Below are 20620 nucleotides of genomic sequence, written 5' to 3'. Positions count from 1 at the left end.
TGCCGCGCGCGGCCATTGGCAGCTCGTCGGCACGGCGGGGCAGATCGTCGACCAGCTCGAGGAGCGGTTCGTGTGCTACGGCGCCGACGGCTACAACGTGATGGCACCGACGCTACCCGGCGGGCTCGACGGTTTCATCGCGCTGGTGCTGCCCGAACTGCGCCGCCGCCGGTTGTTTCGCAGCGACTATGCGGGTCGCACGCTGCGTGACCACTTCGGGTTGTAGCGGCCAGTGCGTCGCGCTGCAGCGGCGCGCGAGGTGTCCGGCGCCTGACTGACTTCAGCGCCGCAACCCGGCGTCGCGCAGCAGCGGCAGCACGCGCTCGCCGAAGAAGTCGAGATCGGGCTTGAAGTCGTAGAAGCTCAACTGGATCCCGTCGATGCCCGCGCGGTGCAGTCGCACGATGGTGTCGGCGACTTCGTCGGGCGAGCCCGTGATCGAGATATTGCCGCCGATCGCGCGTGCCGCTGCCTGCGAGCGCTGTTCGAAGCCGCCGCGCCACGCATGCGCGTCGCTGTCGAAGCGGTGGAAGCTGCCTTCGTCCGCGTGCGCGACGATCGCGTCGCGGTACGCGCGCGCTTCGGCCGCCGTCTCGCGGCAGATCACGAGCGGATTGAGCAGCGTGCGGATCGTCCGGCCGCGTGCCGCGGCGGCCGCCTTCACGCGTGCGGTATGCGCAGGCAGCGCGTCGAGCGCGAGGGCGACGTCGGGGCCGGCCGGGCTCGTGACGAACACGATGTCCGAATAGCGCGCCGCGAAATCGATGCCGGCGTCGGAGCCGGTCGCGTTGATCAGCAGCGGGCGGCCGTAGCGCGGCTTCGGCGTCACGAATGCGCCGCCCAGGCGCCAGCTCGACAGTGCGGGCGCGTAGCTGAAATTGTCCGGTTGCGCCCACAACTGCTGGACCGCGTCGAGGAATTCGGCGGCCATCTCGTAGCGCCGGTCGTGCTCGATCCGGTTCCAGCCGAACATCTCGTGCTCGATCGCGCGATGGCCGGTCACGACGTTGATGCCCCAGCGCCCGCGCGAGATGTGATCGAGCGTCGCGGTGAATTTCGCGAAATGCAGCGGATGCCACGGCCCGTAGAGCACATGACTCGTCGCGACGAGGATGATCCGCTCGGTGCGCGCGGTCAGCGCGGCAAGCGTCATGAACGAGTCGAGTGCCTGGCCGTCGAACACGCCGCCGTAGCCGCCTTTCGGCAGCCACTGCGACAGCGCGAACACGAGATCGAAACCGAGCGCTTCGGCGCGCGCGACCAGGTCGGCGTTGTAGTCGAAGGTCCAGTCGGTCGAGCGCGGCAGCGTCGATGCGCTCCATCCGCCGGCCTGGATCGGCAGGAACAGCCCGAGCATCAGCGGCTGCGCGAGCGTGCGCGACACGGGGCTGTCGGGGAAGTCCGCCGGCGAGCGGACGTCGACGAACGGCGACGATGCGACGGGGGCGGCGAGGGAGATGTCGCTCATGATGGGTTCCTTGCGGGGTGTGTGCGCGCTGAAGCCGGACGAAGACGATACGCACGCGCTGCGGCAGTTCGCGCGGGAACGACTGCGGATTGCACGGCGAGCGGATCGCGCCGCGTCATAACCGGCCCGGCCTCGGATCGGGCACGAAGCCGTCGCGGTTCGGCATCTTCACGCGCGGCAGCGTGCGCGCATCGAGCCGCGCGTCATCGGGCACGATGCCGTTCAGGTGCAGCACGTATGCGGTGACCGCGTAGACGTCGTCCGCGCTCAGCGATTGCGGCGCGTTGTACGGCATCGCACGGCGGATGTAGTCGAACAGCGTCGTTGCATACGGCCAGTAGCTGCCGACGGTCTTTTTCGGCTTGGTGCCCGCGAGCGAGCCGAGGCCGCCGACGAGCGGATCGCCGACGCCGCCTTCGCCGCCGGCGCCGTGGCACATCGCGCACTTGTCCGCGAACACATGACCGCCGCGCGCCACCGTGCCCGAGCCGGGCGGCAGGCCGCTGCCGTCGGGCGCGACGTCGATGTCCCACGCGGCGAGCGCCGCGCGGTCGACCGGCTGCCCGAGGCCGAAGCCGGCACCGAATGCGTTCGACACGACCACGGACGCAGCGAGCAGGCAGGCGAGCGGCTTACGCATTGCGCACCTCGCCGTCCGTGCCGACGCGCCAGTTCTGGATGCCGTTGTAGTGATACTGCGAATTGAGCCCGCGCGCGGCGACGAGCGCGTCGCGGGTCGGCTGCACGTAGCCCGTGTCGTCGGTCGCGCGGCTTTGCAGGTCGGCCGGCTCGCCGTTCCAGACCCAGTCGGCCTCGAAGCGCGTCAATGCGCGATCGCGCACGTCGCCGGCGAGCCGCGCGGGTCGCCATGTGCGGCCGCCGTCGGTCGATACGTCGACCGCGCGAATCCGGCCGCGGCCCGACCACGCGTAGCCGCCGATCGGGTGATAGCCGTGCGCAGCGAGACGATGGCCGGCCGACGGCCGCGTGATCACCGACTTCGCGTCCATCTCGAACACGAACTGGCGCGCGCAGCCGCCGGGCAGCAGGTTCGTGTATTTCGACGTTTCCTCGCGCGTCATCTCCGGCGCGCGAACCAGCTTCAGCCGCCGCAGCCACTTGATGTTCGTGTTGCCTTCGAAGCCCGGCACGATCAGCCGCACCGGGTAGCCGTTCTCGGGGCGCAGCCGCTCGCCGTTCTGCGCATAGACGACGAGCGCGCGTTCGAGGATCCGGTCGAGCGGCAGGCTGCGCGTCATCGCCGCGCCATCGGCGCCTTCGGCGAGCAGCCAGCGCGCGGACGGGTCGACGCCGGTTTCGTCGAGCAGCGTCGACAGCCGGACGCCGGTCCATTCGCAGCACGACAGCAGCCCGTGCGTGAACTGGACGGGCAGCCCGCTCGGGCCGTTCCATTCGCTGCCGGTGTTGCCCGAGCATTCGAGGAAGTGGATTCGTGATTCGGACGGGAAGCGCAGCAGGTCGTCGATCGTGAACACGCGCGGCTCGCGCACGAGGCCGTGCACGACGACGCGATGGCGCTGCGCATCGATCTCGGGCACCCCGGCGTGATGACGTTCGTACACGAGGCCGTTCGGCGTGAGGTCGCCGAACAGGTCGGCGAGCGGCGTCATCGACGAGCCGGAGCCGGGCAGCGCAGGCGTGCGGGCGCTGCGGCGGATCACGTCGCGTTCGTGCGGGCCCGGCACGCCGTACGGCGGCGACAGCAGCGGCGCGCCCGGCGAACGGGTCCACGGCGGCACGTCCAGCGGGGAGAGCGGCTGGCTTGCGAGCGCGCCGCCGGCAGGCAGCAGCGCGGCGGCCCATCCGCCGGCGAGCTGGCGCAGCGCCGCGCGCCGGCCGGTGCGCGGCGGGCGGGAAGGAAAACGGGAATCGGTCATGGTCGAACGCGTATCGCGTGCGGCGGCCGCACGCGGGGAAACGGACATTCTCGGCAACCGGGCGCGACGCGGCAAACAACGATTCCCGCTTTGCTTATCGTGCTTATCGCGCCGCGCCCGATGCGCGTGCCGTCAGAACTTCACGCGCAGCCCGCTGACGATCGCGACCTGGCGGTTCGTCGACGACGCGCTGCCGATGTTCGAGATCGCCGCGACCTTGCGATAGCCGCCCGACGTTGCCGTGCTCGGATCGCCGGCCGCGAGCTGGTAGATGCCGGACAGGTAGAGATCGGTGCGCTTCGACAACGCGTAATCGAACCCGAGCGTGAACTGGTGCCAGCGCGGCTTCAGCGTCTGGCCGCCGGTGCCCGGCAAGCCGCTCGCTCGCCCGTCGGTGAACGTATAGACGCCGATCAGCGTGGCCGCCGGCGTGATCTGGTAACGCGCGTTCGCGTCGTAGTTGTTGAACTTGCGCGACGAACCGTCGACATAGTCGAGCTGCGTGTGGCTCCATGCGAAGCCGAGCGTCGCTCGGCCGAGCGCGTAGTTCGCGCCCACGGCGCCGATCTGCTGCTTGAGCACGCCGCCGTTCAGCCCGTAGAAGAATGCGCCGCTGTAGTCGTTGCCGGTGGTCGAGGTCGCGCCGCCCACCGCGCCGCTGGTATTCGACGTCGCGTTCGGATGATTGAGCCGCACGTAGCCGCCGCCGAGCGACAGCGGGCCGTTCACGTAGTTCGCCGACACGCCCCACGCGTTGTTGTTCGAGAAACCGGTGCCCGCGCCGCCGTTCGCCTGGTTGCTGAACGCATAGAGCAGGCCGGCCGTGAAGCCGGCGATCGTGTCGCTGCGGAACTTCACCGCGTTGTTGAGCCGGAAGCTCTGGTTCAGGTTGTCGTTGTCGCCTACGTGCGTGGCCGGCGACCAGAAGCCGGACCCCGAGTACTGCGCGACGAGATCGGTGATCGGCTCGTACTGGCGGCCGAACGTCAGCGTGCCGAGCCCCTTCTTCGCGAGGCCCACGTACGCGGAGCGGCCGAACAGGCGGCCGCCCTGGCCGAGCCCGCCGTCGCTCGGCCGGAACCCGCTTTCGAGCGTGAAGACCGCCTGCAGGCCGCCGCCGAGATCCTCCGCGCCTTTCAGGCCCCAGCGGCTGCCGCTCAGCTTGCCGCTCGTCTGCTGGATGTTGCTCGCGCCGCCCTGGTTGTTCGTATAGGCGATACCGGCATCGACGACGCCGTACAACGTCACCGAACTCTGCGCATGCGCGCCGACCGAACCGATCGAAACCAAACCCAGGACTACCGATTTTTTGATCATGACCATCCTCTGCTTTTATGACTACGTCTGCGAGGATCACGATGCTATTGACGACGGGCGCCGCGCTGAACGGTCGATCCGTGGTTTGTAAATCGCTGCGCGGCGGATTTGCAATGTGCGTCGCCGCACGCTCGACACGTGCGTCGCGATCGCGTCCGGCGCACATGCTGCGGCGAACGCATCGCACCGACGGCGAACGTCGAGCGCTGCAAACGTGCGGCTGCCGTCATATCGATCGATGAAATCGTTCGATGTCCGCAATGCATGCGGGGCGGCTCGCGATGCTTTTATGCAACGCCCCCTGTGCGGCGAATGGCCGATGCGCTATGCGCGGCCGCATATCGATTTCGCAAAACGTTGGTAGGGCAGTGCGATGCGTGACGGTAGAGTCGGGCATCCGGTCGCGGGCCGGCATGCTCCGGGAACACGAGGGCGCCGACGCGCGCGTTCGTCCCGGTCGTACAACGAACACGGGAGCCGTTTGACATGAGTCGCGATGTGCTGTTTTTGCTGGAACCGGGCTTTAGCGATCCGAAGCATCCGGGCCGACGCTTCGTCTGTCCGCATGGACTGTCGATCGAAGGGCTGCTGGCGAGCGCGCCCGACCGCGCCGGCCGCATCGACGTGAAGCGAATCGGTTTCGAGCGGCCGCGGCACGCGGTGATCGACGCGCTCGACGACGCGCACCAGGGCCTGCCGGTGCTCGTGCTCGGCCGCGACCAGCCGGCGCCCGACGACGCGCGGACGCTCGGCGACGTGCGCTTCGTCACCGACGCGCGGCGCATCCTCGAACTGCTGGCCGAACGCCACGGGTTTCCGGTGCTTCATTGATGCGGTGGCTTTCACTTCTTGTCCGATTCCGATCCGACTGACAGGAGCATCCGATGTCGTCAATTTCGGCGGCGCGCCGCCGCCTGCTGCTCGCCGGTGCCGCGGCCGTGTCGGCCCCGCTGGCCCCGTTTTCCTCAAGGGCCGTGTTCGCCGCGCCGGCCGTCAATGCCGATCTCGCCGGCACGACGTTGCGCGTCGCGACCTACAAGGGCGGCTGGCGCGCGCTGCTGCAGGCGGCCGGCCTCGGCGACACGCCGTACCGGATCGAATGGCGCGAGCTGAACAACGGCGTGCTGCACATCGAGGCGCTCAATGCGGATGCGCTCGATATCGGTTCGGGTAGCGAAATTCCGGCGGTGTTCGCCGCGCGGCAGAAGGCCAATGTGCGGTTCATCTCCCGCGCACGCGAAGACCTGAACAACCAGGTCACGCTCGCGCGCAAGGACACGCCGATCCGCAGCATCGCGGAACTGAAGGGCAAGCGCGTCGGCTACGTGCGCGCGACGACGTCGCACTATTTCCTGTATCGCCAGCTGGCGGAGGCCGGCCTGAGCTTCGACGACATCCAGCCGATCAACCTGTCGCCGACGGATGGTCTGTCCGCATACGATCGCGGCGACATCGACGCGTGGGCGATCTACGGCTACAACGGCCAGCTCGCGCGCAATCGCTACGGCGCGCGCGTGCTGAAGACGGGGAAGGGTTATCTGTCGGGCAATTTTCCGGTCTACGCGAACCCGCGCACGCTCGACGATGCGCGCCGTCGTGCCGCGACGGGCGATCTGCTGCTGCGGTTCCGGCACGCGTATGCGTGGGCGAACGGGCGTTTCCGCGACTATGCGCTCGTGCAGAATCGCGAGACGCGCGTGCCGGTTGCCGATCTCGTCGCGATGTTCGAGCAGCGCAGCGACGACTATGCGCTGCTGCCGGTGACGCCCGACGTGGTGGCGCAGCATCAGCAGGTCGCGGATGTGTTCGCTCGCATCGGCGTGCTGGACGGGCCGGCGAATGTCGCGCCGTTCTGGGATACGTCGTTTAATTCGCTGGTTGCGGCGGGTACATGACCGGTCCCGGCGCTCGAATGAAACCGGCGCCTGGTTCAAGCACTTGAAAAATAAAAGGTTGCGCCGCCGCTTCGCCAGTCGACGGCAACGTGTCGGAGACCATCGCATGATCGAACGATGCACCGCGCGCATCCGATGGCCGGTCATGCGCGCCCCATGATCCGGGTGCCGAGCGAGATGCCGAGTTCGGACAGCGACGCATTGGCGGCGAGCTGACGGGCCTCCCAGCGCGACAGCGCGGCGTCGAACGCGGGGCCGTGCACGACGCCGCGCAGCGCATCGGCGAGACCGACCGCATTCTCCGCCGCTTTCGCGACGCCGGCGGCCGTGTGCGGCCGGACGAGGCAGGCCGCGTCGCCGAGCAACACCGCGCGGCCGAAAGCCATGCGGTCGACCGCGAGATCCAGGATCGCCTGCGCGAACGGTGCTTGCGTCGCGTCGACGAGCGCGGCGAGCGTCGGCGCAAGCATCCGGCGGCCGGCGTCCACGAGTTCGAGCCGGTTGTCGTCCCGCATCGCGCCGGGCGGCAGCGACCCGTCGCGCTGCGTGCCGTCCTGCGCGAGGAACAGCGACGGCAGGCGATCCGCTGCGAGCCGCCGGTACCAGACCCAGTTCACGCGCCGCTTGCCCGGTTCGATCGCGCCGTCGCGGCCGGGTACCAGATAGGTCAGGAGCAGGTGCGCGTCGCCTTGCTGAAACGTGAAGCGGTCGCGCAGCACCCGCAGCACCGTGTCGGGAAGCAGATGCTCGTCGACGAGCCCGCGCCACGCGACATAACCCGCATACGCGGGCCGCGTTTCGGGAAGCAGTTGCGCGCGGACGTTCGAGCGGCCGCCGTCGGCGCCGACCAGCAGGTCGGCCTGCTCGACGCGGCCGTCCGCGAAATGCGCGATCACGCGGTCGCCTTCCTGCGCGAACCGCTCGAACGATACGCCGGCGTGCACGACGCCGGCCGGCAGCGCGCGCTTCAGGGCCGTGTAGATCACGTTCCACGCGGTCTGCGTTTGCGGCATGTGCAGGCGTTGCACGATCCGGTCGTGCTCGTCGAGATAGATCCGGTCGACCGAATCGACGCCCGCATCGCGCGGCACGGGCACGCCGCCGAACGTGAATGCGCGTTCGATCGGCGCTTGCAGCACGATGCCGCCGCCGCGGCTGTCGAGGTCGTTCGGCGATTGCTCGAAGACCTTGACGCGCCATCCGGCCGCGCGCAGCGCGGTGGCCGTGAAAAGCCCGCCCACCGATCCGCCGATGACGACCGCCAGCGGGCCCGAAACGTCGCTCATGGTTCCTTCCTCCCGATGATCCGTCGCGCGCGGCGGTTCAGCCTTCCCAGTGCTTCAGGAAGTCGAGCAGCAGCGCGTTCACGCGCTCCGGCTGCTCCTCTTGCGGCAGGTGGCCGCACTGCGCGATCGGCTCGGCACGCAGGTTCGTCGCCATGCTTTCCCACACGGATTTCATGTCGAACATCTTGCCGACCGCATAAAAATCCTCGCCCCAGATGGCCATGGTCGGGCATGCGATCCGGACGTCCGCATCGACGAGATCCTGCTTCACGTCTTCCGCGTTCGCGCGATAGTCGGCCAGCGCGCCGCGCACGGCGCCCGGACGCCGATACGCACGCACGTACGTGTCGAACGCGTCGCCGGAGATCGCGTGCGGGTTGTAGCACCAGTCGGAGAAGAAATAGCTCAGCCATTCGGCCTCTTTGCCGGCGATCAACGCTTCGGGCAAATCCGGCACCTGGTGGAACAGGAAGAACCAGTACGCGCGCGCCGTTTGCGCGGTCATGTTCTGCGCGACGATGCGCGTCGGCACGTTGTCCATCACGACGAGCCGCTCGACGCGCTCGGGGAAGTCTTTCGAGAAACGCGTCGCGACGCGCGCGCCGCGATCGTGCCCGACGAGCGCGATGCGGCCGATGCCGAGCGTGTCGAGCAGTTCGGCGAGGTCGCGCGCCATGTTGCGTTTGTCGTAACCGGCGGCCGGCTTGTCGGTTTCGCCGTAGCCGCGCAGGTCGGGCGCGATCACGCGGTAGCGCTGCGCCAGCGCGGGGATCTGGAAGCGCCACGCGAAGCTGGTTTCCGGGAAGCCGTGCAGCAGGACGACGACGGGCCCGCTGCCAGCATCGATGTAGTGCTGGCGGATGCCGTTCGCAGTGACGGTGTGATGGGTGATCGAAGGCGTGGCGATGGTCATGTGACGGTCCCTGTTCGGTTCGTCCCGCGCGCGGCAGGCGTGGGCGCGAATGCCTGTCGAGGATAGGCGAAGCGCGCGGTGCGCCGGATAAATTGTTCTGAATTCGTCTGGTGGCGCGTACGGCCGGCATCGACCGCTTCATCACGATCGCGCCCTGGCCGGGTGGCCGGTGTCCGCTGACCCTCGCGTGAATCGCGCCGCAAACGGCGGTCCGACGATCGGCACGACCAACGAAGGCGCCAGGGCGTAAAAATGCAGGATGCCAATTCGACCGTCGTCGAGCGTCGCGCCGCGATTGCACGCGATCCGAGCGCGATCGCCGGCCGCCGCCGCGTCACGCGCGCCGGCGGCGGCGGCCGGTCGCGCCCGACGCGAGCTGCTTCAGCGCGGCGGGTGTGCCGTGCAGGAATGCGTCGATCAGCCGTTCGATTTCGGTGTCGAGATCGTCGGGCACCGGCAGGCCGTAGACCCATTTGCGGACGCCGAAATAGAAGATGCTCGCGTGCAGGCTCCAGACCAGTTCGATTTCCGCATTGCGCTGGGCCTCCGTCGCAGGCGTGGCGATGTCGTATTCGTACCGCAGCTCGCGCAGCACCGGCAGGAATACGCGTTCGCGCAGCCGCGACAGGTAGCGCGTGTTGAACCCCTCGCGGCTGAGCCCCGCGAAGATGAAGGTGCGGATCCATTCGCGCCGCAGGATGGTTTGCGCGTACGCGCGGTAGAACGCGACGAGCCGCTCCTGCAGCGGCACCGCGCGATCGGAGATCAGCTTTTCCCAGTCGGGATCCCACGTGTAGATCTCGTCGTAGACACGGTCGATCAGCGCTTCCTTGCTCGGAAAGTACCGGTACAGCAGCGGCTGGGTGACACCGATCTGCCGCGCGAGCTCGCGCGTGCTGCCGGAGAAGCCGTGCGTCGCGAAGTGCTCGATCGCCTTCTCGACGATCTGACGCTCGCGCGCTTCCGGCGCGAGCCGGCGGCCCGGCGTGACGGCGTTGCCGTCGGTGTTGGTCCCGGGCTCGCGGGCCGGCGTGCTGCGTTTTCTTTCGGTCATTCCTCGGCTCCTGATGGCGCGCATGCCTAAACTATCGATCGAAAAATAGCACGATCGGGGCCGCGAATACGGTTTGCGGCGCGGCTTTTGTCGCGGCGCTGAATTCCTTGCGGGATCTCCCTGCGTCGAACCGGACCGGCGCCCCCGTCCTGCGCTCGAGCCGGCGGATTCAGAAAATTTCAGGCCGCCGCCAAGACATTTAGGCCGGCCTTCACTACTCTAGCTTCCGAACCGCCGCACGGGCCGGATGCCAGTCGGCAAGCCGGACCGGTCGGCGAAACCGGAGCGGAACATGCTTTATCTGATCTCGTCGGGCGCCGGCATTGCGGGCGCCGGCGCAGCCGACACATTCCAGGAAACCGGCTCATGCCTTCGCAGCAAGTAACCGCGGGCGCCGCCGCCGCGCCCGATCACGTGCGCGGCGAGGACGTGTTTCTCGCGTCGATCGCCGGTTATGTCGACACGCTCGGCTTCGTCGCGCTGTTCGGCCTGTTCACCGCGCACGTCACCGGCAACTTCATCCTGATCGGTTCGGGGCTGGCCGGCGTCGGGCAAGGGCTCGTGATCAAGTGGCTCGCGTTTCCGGCCTTCATCGCCGGCATCGTCGGCGCGCGCGTGCTCGACCATCGGATGCGCGCGCTGGGCCATGGCGTGCGCGCACGTTCGCTGTATGCGCTGCAGGCCGTGCTGCTGGCCGGGTTCATGCTGGCCGGCGTGATGGCATCGCCGATCGCCGACGCCGACGCGCCGCGGACGATCCTGTGCGGCCTGCTCGGCGCCGCGGCGATGGGCGTCCAGAACGCGCACGGCCGGCTGACGGCCCGCTCGGTCGTCGCCAACACGGTGATGACGGGCAATGTCACGCAGGCGGTGATCGATGCATTCGACTGGCTCGTGCCGCTCGCAGCTCCTGCCGAACGGGACGCCGCGCGGGCACGGCTGCGGCGCACGCTGCCGCCGGTCGCGGGCTTTGCGCTCGGGGCCGGCGCGGGGGCGGCGGCTTATGTGTTCGCCGCCTTCTGGGCGCTGGCGCTGCCGCTCGCGGCGCTGTGCTTCCTCGCCTATCAATCCGGTCGGCCCGATGCGGGGCCGACGTCACGCTGAATGCGCGCGCAGCATACGGCTGCGCTTGCCACTTTCAAGGAGAATTCGATGATTGCACTGAAGTTGCGACAAGTATTGCGGATGACGGCCGCGTCGACGGCCGTGCTCGGCGCTTTGCTGGCGACCGCGCCGGCCCATGCCGACGAGACGCGCCTGCTCCAGTCCTCGTCCGCGCGTGTGCCGGCCGTCGCGGTCGGCCCGCAATACGACACGACGCACGTGTGCGTCGCGCCGGAAGATTTCGACCGCTTCACCGACAGCTTCGTCGCGACGTTCGGCGGCAAGAAGTCGCAGCAGGGTGTGTTCCAGGTCACGCCGACGCCGAGCCAGACGATGTCGCAGCTGGTGCTGACGCCGGTCGGCACGGTCTCGGTGTTCGGCTTCAAGACGCCGATCCCGTATCCGTTCTGCGAGGAGCGCACCGGCTATCTCGTCACCGACATGGACGTCGCGGTGAAGTCGGCGCGCGCGCACGGCGCGGACGTGATCGTCGACACGTTCCCCGACCCGATCGGCCGCGACGCGATCGTCCGCTGGCCGGGCGGCGTGAACATGCAGCTGTACTGGCACACCCAGGCGCCGAAGTATGACCCGCTGCAGACGGTGCCGGAAAACCGCGTGTACGTGTCGCCGGAAAGCGCGAGCAAGCTGGTGCACGACTTCGTCGCGTTCTCGCGCGGCAAGGTCGTGTCCGACGTGCGCAAGGCGCCGGGCATCGAGATCGGCCGGCCGAACGACACGTATCGCCGCATCCGCATCGAGTCGGGCTTCGGCAAGATGACCGTGCTGGCTACTGACGGCCATCTGCCTTACCCGTTCGGCCGCGAGATGACCGGCTACGAAGTGCAGGATCTGGCCGCGACATTGAAGCAGGCGCAGGCAGCGGGCGTGACCGTGCTGGTGCCGACCTTCACGTCGGACGGGCGCGATGCGGCGCTCGTGCAGTTCCCGGGCGGCTACGTCGCCGAGATCCACGCGCGGTCGAAATGATGGACCGCCGGCCGATGAGACGGGCGTGGCGGCGCGTGCTGCCGGCCGCCGTGCTGGCGGGCGGTGTCGCGACGTACGCCGGGACGGCGGCCGGCGCCGAGGAAGCCGCGGCGGCCGATGCCGCGGCGCCGGCCCCGACCGCCGGCGCGACGTGCACCGCAAAGCGCCCCACGTTGCTGTTCAACCGCTGGCAGGAAGACTGGTCGGTACTCGCGGATCCGTGCGTGCCGCGCAAGCCGCTCGATGCGCTGAAGTACATCCCGCTGGGCGCCGACCCGTCGACCTACCTGTCGCTCGGCGCGAACCTGCGCGAGCGCTTCGAGCTGAACAACGCGCCGCTGTTCGGGCTCGGCGCCGCGCATGACGACAATTACGTGATCCAGCGCGCGACGGTGCACGCGGATCTGCGTTATGCGGGGCATTTCCAGGCGTTCGTCCAGTTCGTCGATGCGCGGCCGTTCGGCAAGGATACGGTCGGCCCCGTCGACAAGGATCAGCTCGATATCGAGCAGGCGTTCGTCGCGTATGTCGACCAGGTGGGCGGAGGCACGTTCAAGGCGCGCATCGGCCGGCAGGAGATGGCGTTCGACTTGCAGCGGTTCGTGTCGGTGCGCGACGGGCCGAACGTGCGCCAGGCGTTCGACGCGCTGTGGGCAAACTACGAAATCGGCAAATGGCGGCTGATCGGCTATGTGACGCGCCCGGTGCAATATCGCAACGACGCGGTGTTCGACGACGTGTCGAACCGGCACCTGAGATTCGACGGCGTGCGCGTCGAGCGCAGCGGCACGGGCCCCGGCGACCTGTCGGCCTACTGGTCGCGCTATACGCGCGACAACGCGCGTTATCTCGCCGGAGCCGGTACCGAGCGGCGCGACGTGTTCGACATGCGCTACGCGGGCAAATCCGGCCGGCTCGACTGGGACGTCGAGGCGATGCTCCAGACGGGGCACATCGGACAGGACACGATCGGTGCGTGGGCGTTCGGCGCGCTGGGCGGCTACACGTTCACGAAGACGGCGGGCACGCCGCGCATCGGCATTCAGGTCGACGGCGCGTCGGGCGACAAGCATCCCGGCGACGGGCGCATGGGCACCTTCAACCCGCTGTTTCCGAACGGCTATTACTTCACGCTCGCCGGCTACACCGGTTACAGCAACCTGATTCACGTGAAGCCTTCGCTGACGTTCAAGCCGTCCAGCACCGTGACGGTGCTGACCGCGGTCGGTTTCCAGTGGCGCGAGTCGACGGCCGACGCGATCTACGGGCAAGGGATGTCGGCGGTGCCCGGCACGGCCGGCAAGGGCGGTTCGTGGACGGGCATGTATGCGCAGGCCCGCGTGGACTGGCTCGTCAATGCGAACGTGGCGCTGGCCGTCGAGGCCGTGCACTTCCAGGTCGCCAACTCGATTCGCGCGCTCGGTGCGCGCCATGCCGACTATGTCGGCATGGAAGCGAAGTTCGGCTGGTAATACGGCGCGGCGCGCGGCTCAGTGCTGCGCGCGCGCCAGCGCCTCGACAAAATCGATGAACGCCGTGACGCGCTTCGAGCCGCGCTGATTCGGCAGGTAGAGCGCGGTGACGACCGAGCGCGCCGCATCGGGCGTGACGTCGTACTGTTCGAAGAGCCTGCGCAGGCGGCCCGACTGGACGTCGGCGTCGACCAGCCAGTCGGGCAGCAGCGCAATGCCTGCGCCGTCGAGCACGGCATCGCGCAACACCTCGCTGTGATTCGACTTCAGGCGCCCGGCGACCAGCACTTTCGTCGTGCCGTGCGCATCGGCAAACGTCCACGCCTGCTGGTCGCCGCCGAAGTGAAAGCGCAGGCACCCGTGATCGACCAGCTCGCCCGGCACCGATGGCGTGCCGTGCGCGTCGAGGTAGTCGTGGCTCGCGACGACATAGCGCTGGAACGTGCCGAGCTGCCGCGCGACGACTTCCGCGGACGGCGCCGCTTCGCCGAGCCGGATCGCGACGTCGATCCGGCCGGCGACGAGATCGACGCGTTCGTCGGTGAGCTGCAGGTCGAGGTCGAGCTTCGGATAGCGTGCGAGAAATGCCGCGACGTGCGGCGCGATGCGGCGCACGCCGTACGCGACCGGCACCGACACGCGCAGCGGTCCGGACGGCTCGTCGCCGCGATCGGAAACCAGTGCGTCGGCTTCCGCGAGTTCCTCTAGCAGCCGCTTCGCGCGTGCATAGTACACGGAGCCGGCATCGGACAGCGTGACCTGTCGCGTCGTGCGGTTCAGCAGCACGGTGCCGAGCGACGCCTCGAGCGCATCCACCGCGCGCACCACCGACGACGCCGCGAGTTCGAGACGCCGTCCCGCGCTCGAGAAGCCGCCGGCTTCCGCTACTTCCACGAACGCGCGCAGCGCGGAGAATTTGTCCATGTCGTCGCCTTTGTGACTTCGTGCCTTTGTGCCTTTGTGCGTATCGCAACGATGCATTGCGTGCCGTTCGCATTCTATCGTCGGCCCGCACGCGCTATCTTCCGGACTGCAATGTACAGGAAGGAGCCTGCGATGAAACCCCTCGAAGTAACGGTGACCTACGACCTCATCTGCCCGTGGTGCTGGATCGCGGAGCACCGGCTCGCGGAGGCGCTTGACGAAGCCGGCCTGGCCGGCAACGTGAGCGTCCGGTTCGTGCCGTTCGAACTGAACCCGTCGATGCCGGCCGGCGGCATGGACCGCAAGGCGTACCGGAGCGCGAAGTTCGGCAGCTGGGCGCGCTCGCAGGCACTCGACGCGCATGTGGCCGAAGCCGGCCGGGCGGCCGGCCTCGTGTTCGATCATGCGCGGATCGCACGCACGCCGAACACGCGGCTTGCACACCGGCTCGTCTGGTTCGCTCAACAACGCGGCAGTGCGGTCGCGCTCGTCGACGCGCTGTTTGCCGCGTATTTCCGCGACGGCCGCGATATCGGCGACGCGGACGTGCTGGTCGAGACGGCGGCCGGCGCCGGTTTGCCGGGCGACGCGGTGCGTGCGTTCCTGGCGTCCGGCGAAGGGCTCGATGCGGTGGTCGCGCTCGAAGCGCAGGCGGTGCGTGAAGGCGTCGCGTCGGTGCCGTCGACGCGCATCGGGCTGTCGGTCGTCAGCGGCGCGCAGCCGGCCGCCGTCTTTCGCGATGCGTTGATTGCCGCGCAGCACGCGCGTGACCGGGCCGCCTGAATCCGGGCCGGCGCCGCCGAGGGCCGGCCTTCAGAACGATTCATGTCCCGCTCAGGACTATTGCGAATCCGGCCGGTAAGCTCGGTATCGCGCGCATCCATGCCGGCTGGACCGCCAAGCTGGCGCGCGCCACGTCGATACGCAACCGGGGAGTGGACATGAAGAACTTGAACTGGCGCACGCGCGCGGCGCGCTCGGGCCGCATGCTGCTCATCGCGTGGTGCGTCGGCATCGTCGCATCGGTCGCGTTGGCCGGCGAGCCGGGCGGCGGGAACCAGGCACCCGGCTTCTATCGGCAGAAGCTCGGCAACCTTCGGATCGTCGCGCTGTCCGACGGCACGCATCCGTTTCCGGTCGATACGGTCTTCCGCGATGTGTCGAAGGACGACATCCGGCGCGATCTCGATCGCGAGTTTCTGGAGCCGCCCGTCCAGGGTTCGATCAACGCGTTCCTGGTCGATACGGGATCGAAGCGGATTCTTGTCGATACGGGCGCCGGCGTCCTGTATGGCGACTGCTGCGGCAAGCTGCTCGCGAACCTGCGCGCGGCAGGCTATGCGCCGGAGCAGATCGACGAAGTGTTGCTCACGCACCTGCACAAGGATCACGTCGGCGGCATTGCGTCGAACGGCAGGATGACCTTTCCGAATGCGGTCGTTCGCGTGAACGAGATCGAAGCGAATTACTGGCTCGATTCGGACAACAAGGCACAAGCGCCGGCGTTCCTGTCGTCGTTTTTTGATGCGGCGGCCGCGTCGGTCGCACCGTACGTCGCGGCTGGACGCTTCAAGACGTTTCACGGCGAAGCGACACTCGCCCCCGGCATTCGCGCGGTGCCGATGCCCGGCCATACGCCGGGCCATACGGCCTATCTGATCGAGAGCGGCGACGCCGGGCTGCTCGCGTGGGGCGACATCGTGCACGTCGCGGCGATCCAGTTGCAGGATCCGGACGCAACCGTCCAGTACGACAGCGATGCCGACGCGGCGCGCCGCACCCGGCGCGATACGCTGAAGCGCGTCGCGGACAAGCGTTATCTGGTCGGTGCCGCGCACATCGCGTTTCCCGGGCTCGGGCATCTGCGCAGGGACGGGGAGCAGTACGACTGGGTGCCGGTCAACTACGACGCGACGCCGCTTCAATGACGAGCATGGCGCGCGCGGCGGCCGTTTCAGCGCGACAGTTCGCGCCGCCATGCGCCGGGCGGATGGCCGACGATGCGCGCGAACACGCGGTTCAGGTGGCTCTGGTCCGCGAAGCCGCAGGCGGCCGCGATTTCCGCGAGCGTCATGTCGGTCGTCTCGATCAGTTGCCGGGCGCGGATCACGCGCTGTTCGAGCAGCCATTGATGCGGCGTGCGTCCCGTCGTGCGCGAGAACGCGCGGATGAAATAGCCGCGCGACAGATCGCATTCGTTGGCCACTTCCTCGATCGACACGCCGAGGTTCGCCTTTTCCATCAGGAGTTCCTTGGCGAGCGCCGCCTTGGCCGGCGACAGCAGGCCCTTGCGCTGCAGGTCGCGCGCGTGCGCATTGCCGTAGCGGCATGCGAGATGCGTGCCGATCGCGAGCCCCATCTGCTCGACGAACAGCGTGTTCAGCGCGCCCGGCGCGTCGAGGCTGTTCGCGACGGCGTGCGCGAGATGGCCCAGCACCGCGTCCTGCACGTCGGGCGCGCAGGTCAGGCCGCCGATTTCCGTTCCGCCGTGCTCGCGGCCGAGGCGGTCGAGGTAGCTGCGCGACAGCTCGACGAGCAGGAAGTCGAATTTGCCGTACAGGTCGGCGCGGAAATTCCGGGAAAAGTCGCGAATGTAGATCGAGTTGTGCTGAAACCGCCGCTCGGATTTGCCGGCCCCGCCGTAGATCGTGCGCCGGTGCCCGCCATTCAGCGACACGCCGATCAGGAAGCCGCGATCGCTGGCCGCCATCTCGATGCGCTCGAATTGCTCGTCGCGCATGCATTTGCGGTGGAGCGTCAGGCCGCCGACCGACCTTTCAATATCCTTGGATAGCAGGCTCGAGATGCATCCGAGCGTGTCTTTCGGCGCCGCAGGCGGCGCGACGAGGGGGGCTGGCATGGTGGAGCAATCCTTCGATGGGGTATGGCGCGCGAGCATCCTGACTGCGTGCAGTGTATACGGCGCGCCCGACAGGCCCAAGATAACTTGAATAAATGTCCGCTGGCTGACGAAATGCATCGTGAGGGCCGAACCGCGCCGCGCCAGGCCTGGCCGGCGCATGAATGCCGCATTCCGATCGATCCTGCTCCCGTTGTATTCGCGCCGTCAGGCTTCCGCCGAGCGCCCAAGCGCCGGGTGTCAGCGCATTTTCCTTCAAGATTTTTGTATTTGCGGCGTTTACACTCGGCCCACTTTTTGAGACTTTGCGCCGGCCTGCAACGCAGGCCGGATGCGGACTCCCGCCCCGGTGAACCGTGCGTTCACATGGCGGTCATCGTGGGGAACCTGGAGGCGGCCATGATCCAGATCGGGAATTTGTCGGTGGATTTCGAGCAGCGCGACATTCGCCATCACGGCGCGTCGCTGCGTATCGGCGCACGCGCGCTCGACATCCTTGAAGTACTGCATCGCGCGAACGGTTCCGTCGTGTCGAAGGACGACATCATGGATGCCGTCTGGCCGGGCCTGATCGTCGAGGAAAACCGGCTGCAGGTTCATGTCGCGACGTTGCGCAAGGCACTGGGCGCGAATCGCGACCTGATCAAGACGGTGCCGGGCCGCGGCTACCTGCTGATCGCGCAGCCGCCGGTCGCGCATTCGGCGGCGCCGCGCGCGGCCGAATGTCCGCCCGAGGTTGCCGCTGCCTTTCATCCGGTTCCGCTGGTCGGACGTCAGGCCGAGATCGAGCAGATCGTCGACATGATCGGACGTGCGCCGGTCGTCACGCTGGTCGGCGCGGGCGGCATCGGCAAGACCAGCCTGGCCAACCGCGTCGCGCACGAGCTGCGCGGCCGGTCCGGCGAGCGTGGCCTGTTCGTGGAGCTGGCCAGTGCCGCGACGCGCGACGACGTGCTGCTCGCGATTGCCGCGGAACTGGGGCTCGAGACGGACGGCGTGCCTGCCGCCGACCGGATCGGCGACGCATGCGCCGCTTCGCGCGGCCTGCTCGTGCTCGACAACGCGGAGCACGTCGTCGACCTGGTGGCCGACCTCGTCGAAACGCTGACGTCGCGCGCCGCGCCGCTGCGCGTGCTCGTGACGAGTCGCGAGCCGCTTCATATCTCGGTCGAAGCCGTGTTTCGCGTGGCCCCGCTGGCGGTGCCGGACGGCAGTGAGTCGGTCGACGAGATCGTGCGCCATTCGGCCGTCGAGCTGTTTCTGGCGCGGATTCGCGCCGCCACGCCCGATTGCGAGGTCGACGCGGCCGGCGTCAGGCTGATCGGCGACATCTGCCGGCGCCTCGACGGGCTGCCGCTGGCGATCGAGCTGGCCGCCGCGCGCGTCGCGACGCTCGGGCTCGAGGTCGTCGCGTCGCGACTCGACGACCGGCTGAACCTGCTGACGGGCGGGCTGCGCTCGGCGCTGCCGCGCCACCAGACGCTGCGGGCGACGTTCGACTGGAGCTACGTGCTGCTGGATGCGGCCGCCCGGTCGCTGTTTCGTCGCATGGCGTGCTTCATCGGCCCGTTTACGTTCGATGCGGCCCGCGAGGTGGCGATGGATCCCGGCATGTCGGCCGCCGCGATGATCGCGGTGCTCGGCGAACTGGTCGCGAAGTCGCTGGTGACCGTCGAGTTCGACGGCGCGCAGGCGCGCTACCGGTTGACGGAATCGACGCGCGCGTATGCGCTCGAGAAACTGCACAACGAGGGCGAATTCGAAGCCGTCGCCGAGCGTCATGCGCGCTACGAACGCGAGCAGGGGGAAGCGCGGATGCTGACGCACGCACAAGCCGCGGACCTCGCGAGCCTGCGTCTCGCCGCGGGCGAGCCGGCGCCGCGCGAACCCGCGGCGGCCGAGCCGCACGCGCTGGAAGTGGACGCGCTGACGCTCGCGTTGCGGGAGCCGGCGCGGATGCGCGAATGTTCGATACCGGCGAGGAGAGCGCTCGACGCAATCGAGGCCGGGGCGGCCGAGGGCATCGATGCGGCGCGCGAAATGCGCTTGCGCGCGGCCTATGCGGCGGCGCTGCTGCATACCGATGGCGATACGCACACGGCCGCGGCGATGTGGGACCGGACGCTCGGTCTCGCGGGCCGGATCGGCGACGAGGCGTTCGACGCGCGCGCGCTGGTCGGGCTGTGGAACACGATGCTGACGCGCTCCGACATCCACGAATCGCTGCGCTACGCGACGCGCTTCGAGCGCGCCGCGGAGCGGCGGGGCGACCGGTCGCAGCGGCTGCTGGCGAACGCGATGGTCGCGACCTCGCTGCATTACTTCGGCGAGCATGCGCAGGCGCGCGAGCGGCTGGAGGCGGCGATGGCCGAACTGGCCGAGGTCGGCGAACCGTCCTGCGCAGAAGCGGCGCTGGGGGTCGACGTCGCGACGCTCGGCCGGACGATGCTGACGCGGCTCGTGTGGATGCAGGGCGACCCGGAATATGCGATGCGACTGGCGGCGCAGGCGGTCGAATGCGCGCGCCGCAGCGGTTCGGCGCCGGCATTGTGCGTGGTGCTCGGCGCCGCGGCCGTGCCGATTGCATTGCGCTATGGCGATCACGACGTGATTTCCGATTATCTCGGGACGCTGCGATCGACCGCAGAGGCGAACGGGTTCGACATCTGGCTCAGCCATGCGGAATGCCTTGCCGGGCAGTTCGACATGCAGACCGGGCATCCCGGTGCCGGTCTCGCGCGGCTCGAGCCCGCGCTGCGGCGCATCGAAGCGAGCGGCTTTCAGCGCGCGCTCGCGCCGCTGATCGTCGCGTACGCGGAAGCGCTGACGCGCACGGGCCGCGCGGCCGAGGCATGCACGAAGCTCGATGCGACGCTCGCGCGCTGCCGCACGCACGGCGAGCATCTGTTCGTGCCCGAGCTGCTGCGCGCCAGGGGGCTGGCGATGCTCGAACAGGCACGCACCGCCGATGCCGACCTCGCGATCGCGTGCGAAGCCGACGGGCACCGTCATCTGCTGATGGGGATTCATACCGCGAACGGGCAAGGGGCAGCCATGTGGGCGCTGCGCGGCACGCTCGATCTCGCGGATCACCTGATCGAGCGCGGACGGACCGGGCAGGCTTCGTCGCTGCTGGCCGGTCTGTCAGGGCATTTCGATCCGCAATCGCGTGCGTTCGACGTGCGCCGGCTGGCGCGCGTGCAGAACTTCGTCCGGCCGGAGACGACGCCGTCGACGGGCCGTACGCGGATGCGGCATGAGGCGGCGGATGCGATGCAGCAGGTGGCGTAACGGCGCGCCCGGCCCGCGCAGGACGCAGCCGCGCCATCGCGCCGCAGTCTGCCGGTCCGATCGATCAACGTTCAAGGGGAAGTGGATGGTCCGTGTATCGTCAATCCGGGTGCATGCCGCGTGCGGCCGTATGCCGGCTTTCGGCGCA

Annotated in this window: 17 protein-coding genes and 1 pseudogene; 9 read left to right on the top strand and 9 right to left on the bottom strand. The window is 68.7% G+C overall.

Going from position 1 to position 20620, the window contains the following annotated elements:
* Positions 1-4: 4 nt before the first annotated feature.
* Positions 5-226 (top strand): annotated as a pseudogene (locus ACNQQL_RS14055) (nitrilotriacetate monooxygenase); the annotation flags it as partial.
* A gap of 54 nt (positions 227-280) precedes the next feature.
* On the opposite strand, the gene ACNQQL_RS14050 reads toward ACNQQL_RS14055, so the two are convergent.
* The 4 genes from ACNQQL_RS14050 to ACNQQL_RS14035 form a co-directional block, all read right to left on the bottom strand.
* Positions 281-1468, bottom strand: a complete 1188-nt coding sequence (locus ACNQQL_RS14050) for an LLM class flavin-dependent oxidoreductase (RefSeq protein ID WP_347064449.1) — start codon at positions 1466-1468, stop codon at positions 281-283.
* Positions 1469-1583: 115 nt separating this feature from the next.
* Positions 1584-2108, bottom strand: a complete 525-nt coding sequence (locus ACNQQL_RS14045) for a c-type cytochrome (RefSeq protein WP_204420727.1) — start codon at positions 2106-2108, stop codon at positions 1584-1586.
* Positions 2101-3366: a sulfite dehydrogenase gene (soxC, locus tag ACNQQL_RS14040; RefSeq protein WP_204420726.1), complete on the bottom strand. Its 1266-nt coding sequence runs from the start codon at positions 3364-3366 to the stop codon at positions 2101-2103. The genes ACNQQL_RS14045 and soxC overlap by 8 nt, the downstream gene beginning before the upstream one ends.
* Positions 3367-3498: 132 nt before the next feature.
* Positions 3499-4683, bottom strand: a complete 1185-nt coding sequence (locus ACNQQL_RS14035) for a porin (protein WP_347064448.1) — start codon at positions 4681-4683, stop codon at positions 3499-3501.
* Between the two features lie 486 nt (positions 4684-5169).
* On the opposite strand from ACNQQL_RS14035, the gene ACNQQL_RS14030 reads away from it, so the two are divergent.
* Together ACNQQL_RS14030 and ACNQQL_RS14025 are read left to right on the top strand one after the other, a co-directional pair.
* On the top strand, positions 5170-5514 hold the full coding sequence (locus ACNQQL_RS14030) for a DUF3088 domain-containing protein (RefSeq protein WP_347064447.1): 345 nt from the start codon (positions 5170-5172) through the stop codon (positions 5512-5514).
* A gap of 53 nt (positions 5515-5567) precedes the next feature.
* Complete coding sequence (locus ACNQQL_RS14025; RefSeq protein ID WP_347064446.1) at positions 5568-6578, top strand: ABC transporter substrate-binding protein; 1011 nt, start codon at positions 5568-5570, stop codon at positions 6576-6578.
* A 143-nt stretch (positions 6579-6721) separates the two neighbouring features.
* Here the strand turns inward: ACNQQL_RS14025 and ACNQQL_RS14020 are convergent, their stop codons facing one another.
* From ACNQQL_RS14020 to ACNQQL_RS14010, 3 genes are all read right to left on the bottom strand, one after another.
* Positions 6722-7864, bottom strand: a complete 1143-nt coding sequence (locus ACNQQL_RS14020) for an FAD binding domain-containing protein (RefSeq protein WP_347064445.1) — start codon at positions 7862-7864, stop codon at positions 6722-6724.
* A 37-nt stretch (positions 7865-7901) separates the two neighbouring features.
* Positions 7902-8777 (bottom strand): alpha/beta fold hydrolase, encoded by an 876-nt coding sequence (locus ACNQQL_RS14015; protein ID WP_072437938.1) that lies wholly within the window; start codon positions 8775-8777, stop codon positions 7902-7904.
* Positions 8778-9111: 334 nt separating this feature from the next.
* Positions 9112-9831, bottom strand: coding sequence for a TetR/AcrR family transcriptional regulator (locus ACNQQL_RS14010; protein WP_347064444.1), 720 nt, complete (start codon positions 9829-9831; stop codon positions 9112-9114).
* Positions 9832-10197: 366 nt separating this feature from the next.
* Here ACNQQL_RS14010 and ACNQQL_RS14005 point away from each other — a divergent pair, with 366 nt between their 5' ends.
* The 3 genes from ACNQQL_RS14005 to ACNQQL_RS13995 are packed head-to-tail and all read left to right on the top strand — an operon-like array spanning position 10198 to position 13397.
* Positions 10198-10935: a YoaK family protein gene (locus ACNQQL_RS14005; protein WP_204420722.1), complete on the top strand. Its 738-nt coding sequence runs from the start codon at positions 10198-10200 to the stop codon at positions 10933-10935.
* A gap of 48 nt (positions 10936-10983) precedes the next feature.
* A complete protein-coding gene (locus ACNQQL_RS14000) occupies positions 10984-11925 on the top strand; it encodes a glyoxalase (RefSeq protein WP_347064443.1) in 942 nt (313 codons plus the stop codon).
* Positions 11926-11939: 14 nt separating this feature from the next.
* On the top strand, positions 11940-13397 hold the full coding sequence (locus ACNQQL_RS13995; protein ID WP_347064442.1) for an alginate export family protein: 1458 nt from the start codon (positions 11940-11942) through the stop codon (positions 13395-13397).
* Positions 13398-13415: 18 nt separating this feature from the next.
* Here the strand turns inward: ACNQQL_RS13995 and ACNQQL_RS13990 are convergent, their stop codons facing one another.
* Positions 13416-14321: a LysR family transcriptional regulator gene (locus tag ACNQQL_RS13990; protein WP_072437941.1), complete on the bottom strand. Its 906-nt coding sequence runs from the start codon at positions 14319-14321 to the stop codon at positions 13416-13418.
* A gap of 132 nt (positions 14322-14453) precedes the next feature.
* On the opposite strand from ACNQQL_RS13990, the gene ACNQQL_RS13985 reads away from it, so the two are divergent.
* Complete coding sequence (locus ACNQQL_RS13985; RefSeq protein ID WP_347064441.1) at positions 14454-15104, top strand: DsbA family oxidoreductase; 651 nt, start codon at positions 14454-14456, stop codon at positions 15102-15104.
* 203 nt (positions 15105-15307) lie between these two features.
* Positions 15308-16249 (top strand): MBL fold metallo-hydrolase, encoded by a 942-nt coding sequence (locus ACNQQL_RS13980; RefSeq protein ID WP_416392619.1) that lies wholly within the window; start codon positions 15308-15310, stop codon positions 16247-16249.
* A 26-nt stretch (positions 16250-16275) separates the two neighbouring features.
* Here ACNQQL_RS13980 and ACNQQL_RS13975 read toward each other — a convergent pair whose 3' ends face one another.
* Positions 16276-17181 carry an AraC family transcriptional regulator gene (locus tag ACNQQL_RS13975; RefSeq protein ID WP_347064439.1) on the bottom strand — a complete coding sequence of 302 codons (906 nt, stop codon included), beginning with the start codon at positions 17179-17181 and terminating at the stop codon, positions 16276-16278.
* A 399-nt stretch (positions 17182-17580) separates the two neighbouring features.
* Here ACNQQL_RS13975 and ACNQQL_RS13970 point away from each other — a divergent pair, with 399 nt between their 5' ends.
* Entirely contained in the window at positions 17581-20472 is a 2892-nt protein-coding gene (locus ACNQQL_RS13970) for an ATP-binding protein (RefSeq protein WP_347064488.1), read from the top strand.
* Positions 20473-20620 lie beyond the last annotated feature (148 nt).

The organism is Burkholderia sp. LFS061 (genome assembly GCF_047978125.1).
Taxonomy (GTDB): domain Bacteria; phylum Pseudomonadota; class Gammaproteobacteria; order Burkholderiales; family Burkholderiaceae; genus Burkholderia; species Burkholderia pyrrocinia_C.
This window is presented reverse-complemented; position numbering and strand designations above follow the sequence as displayed.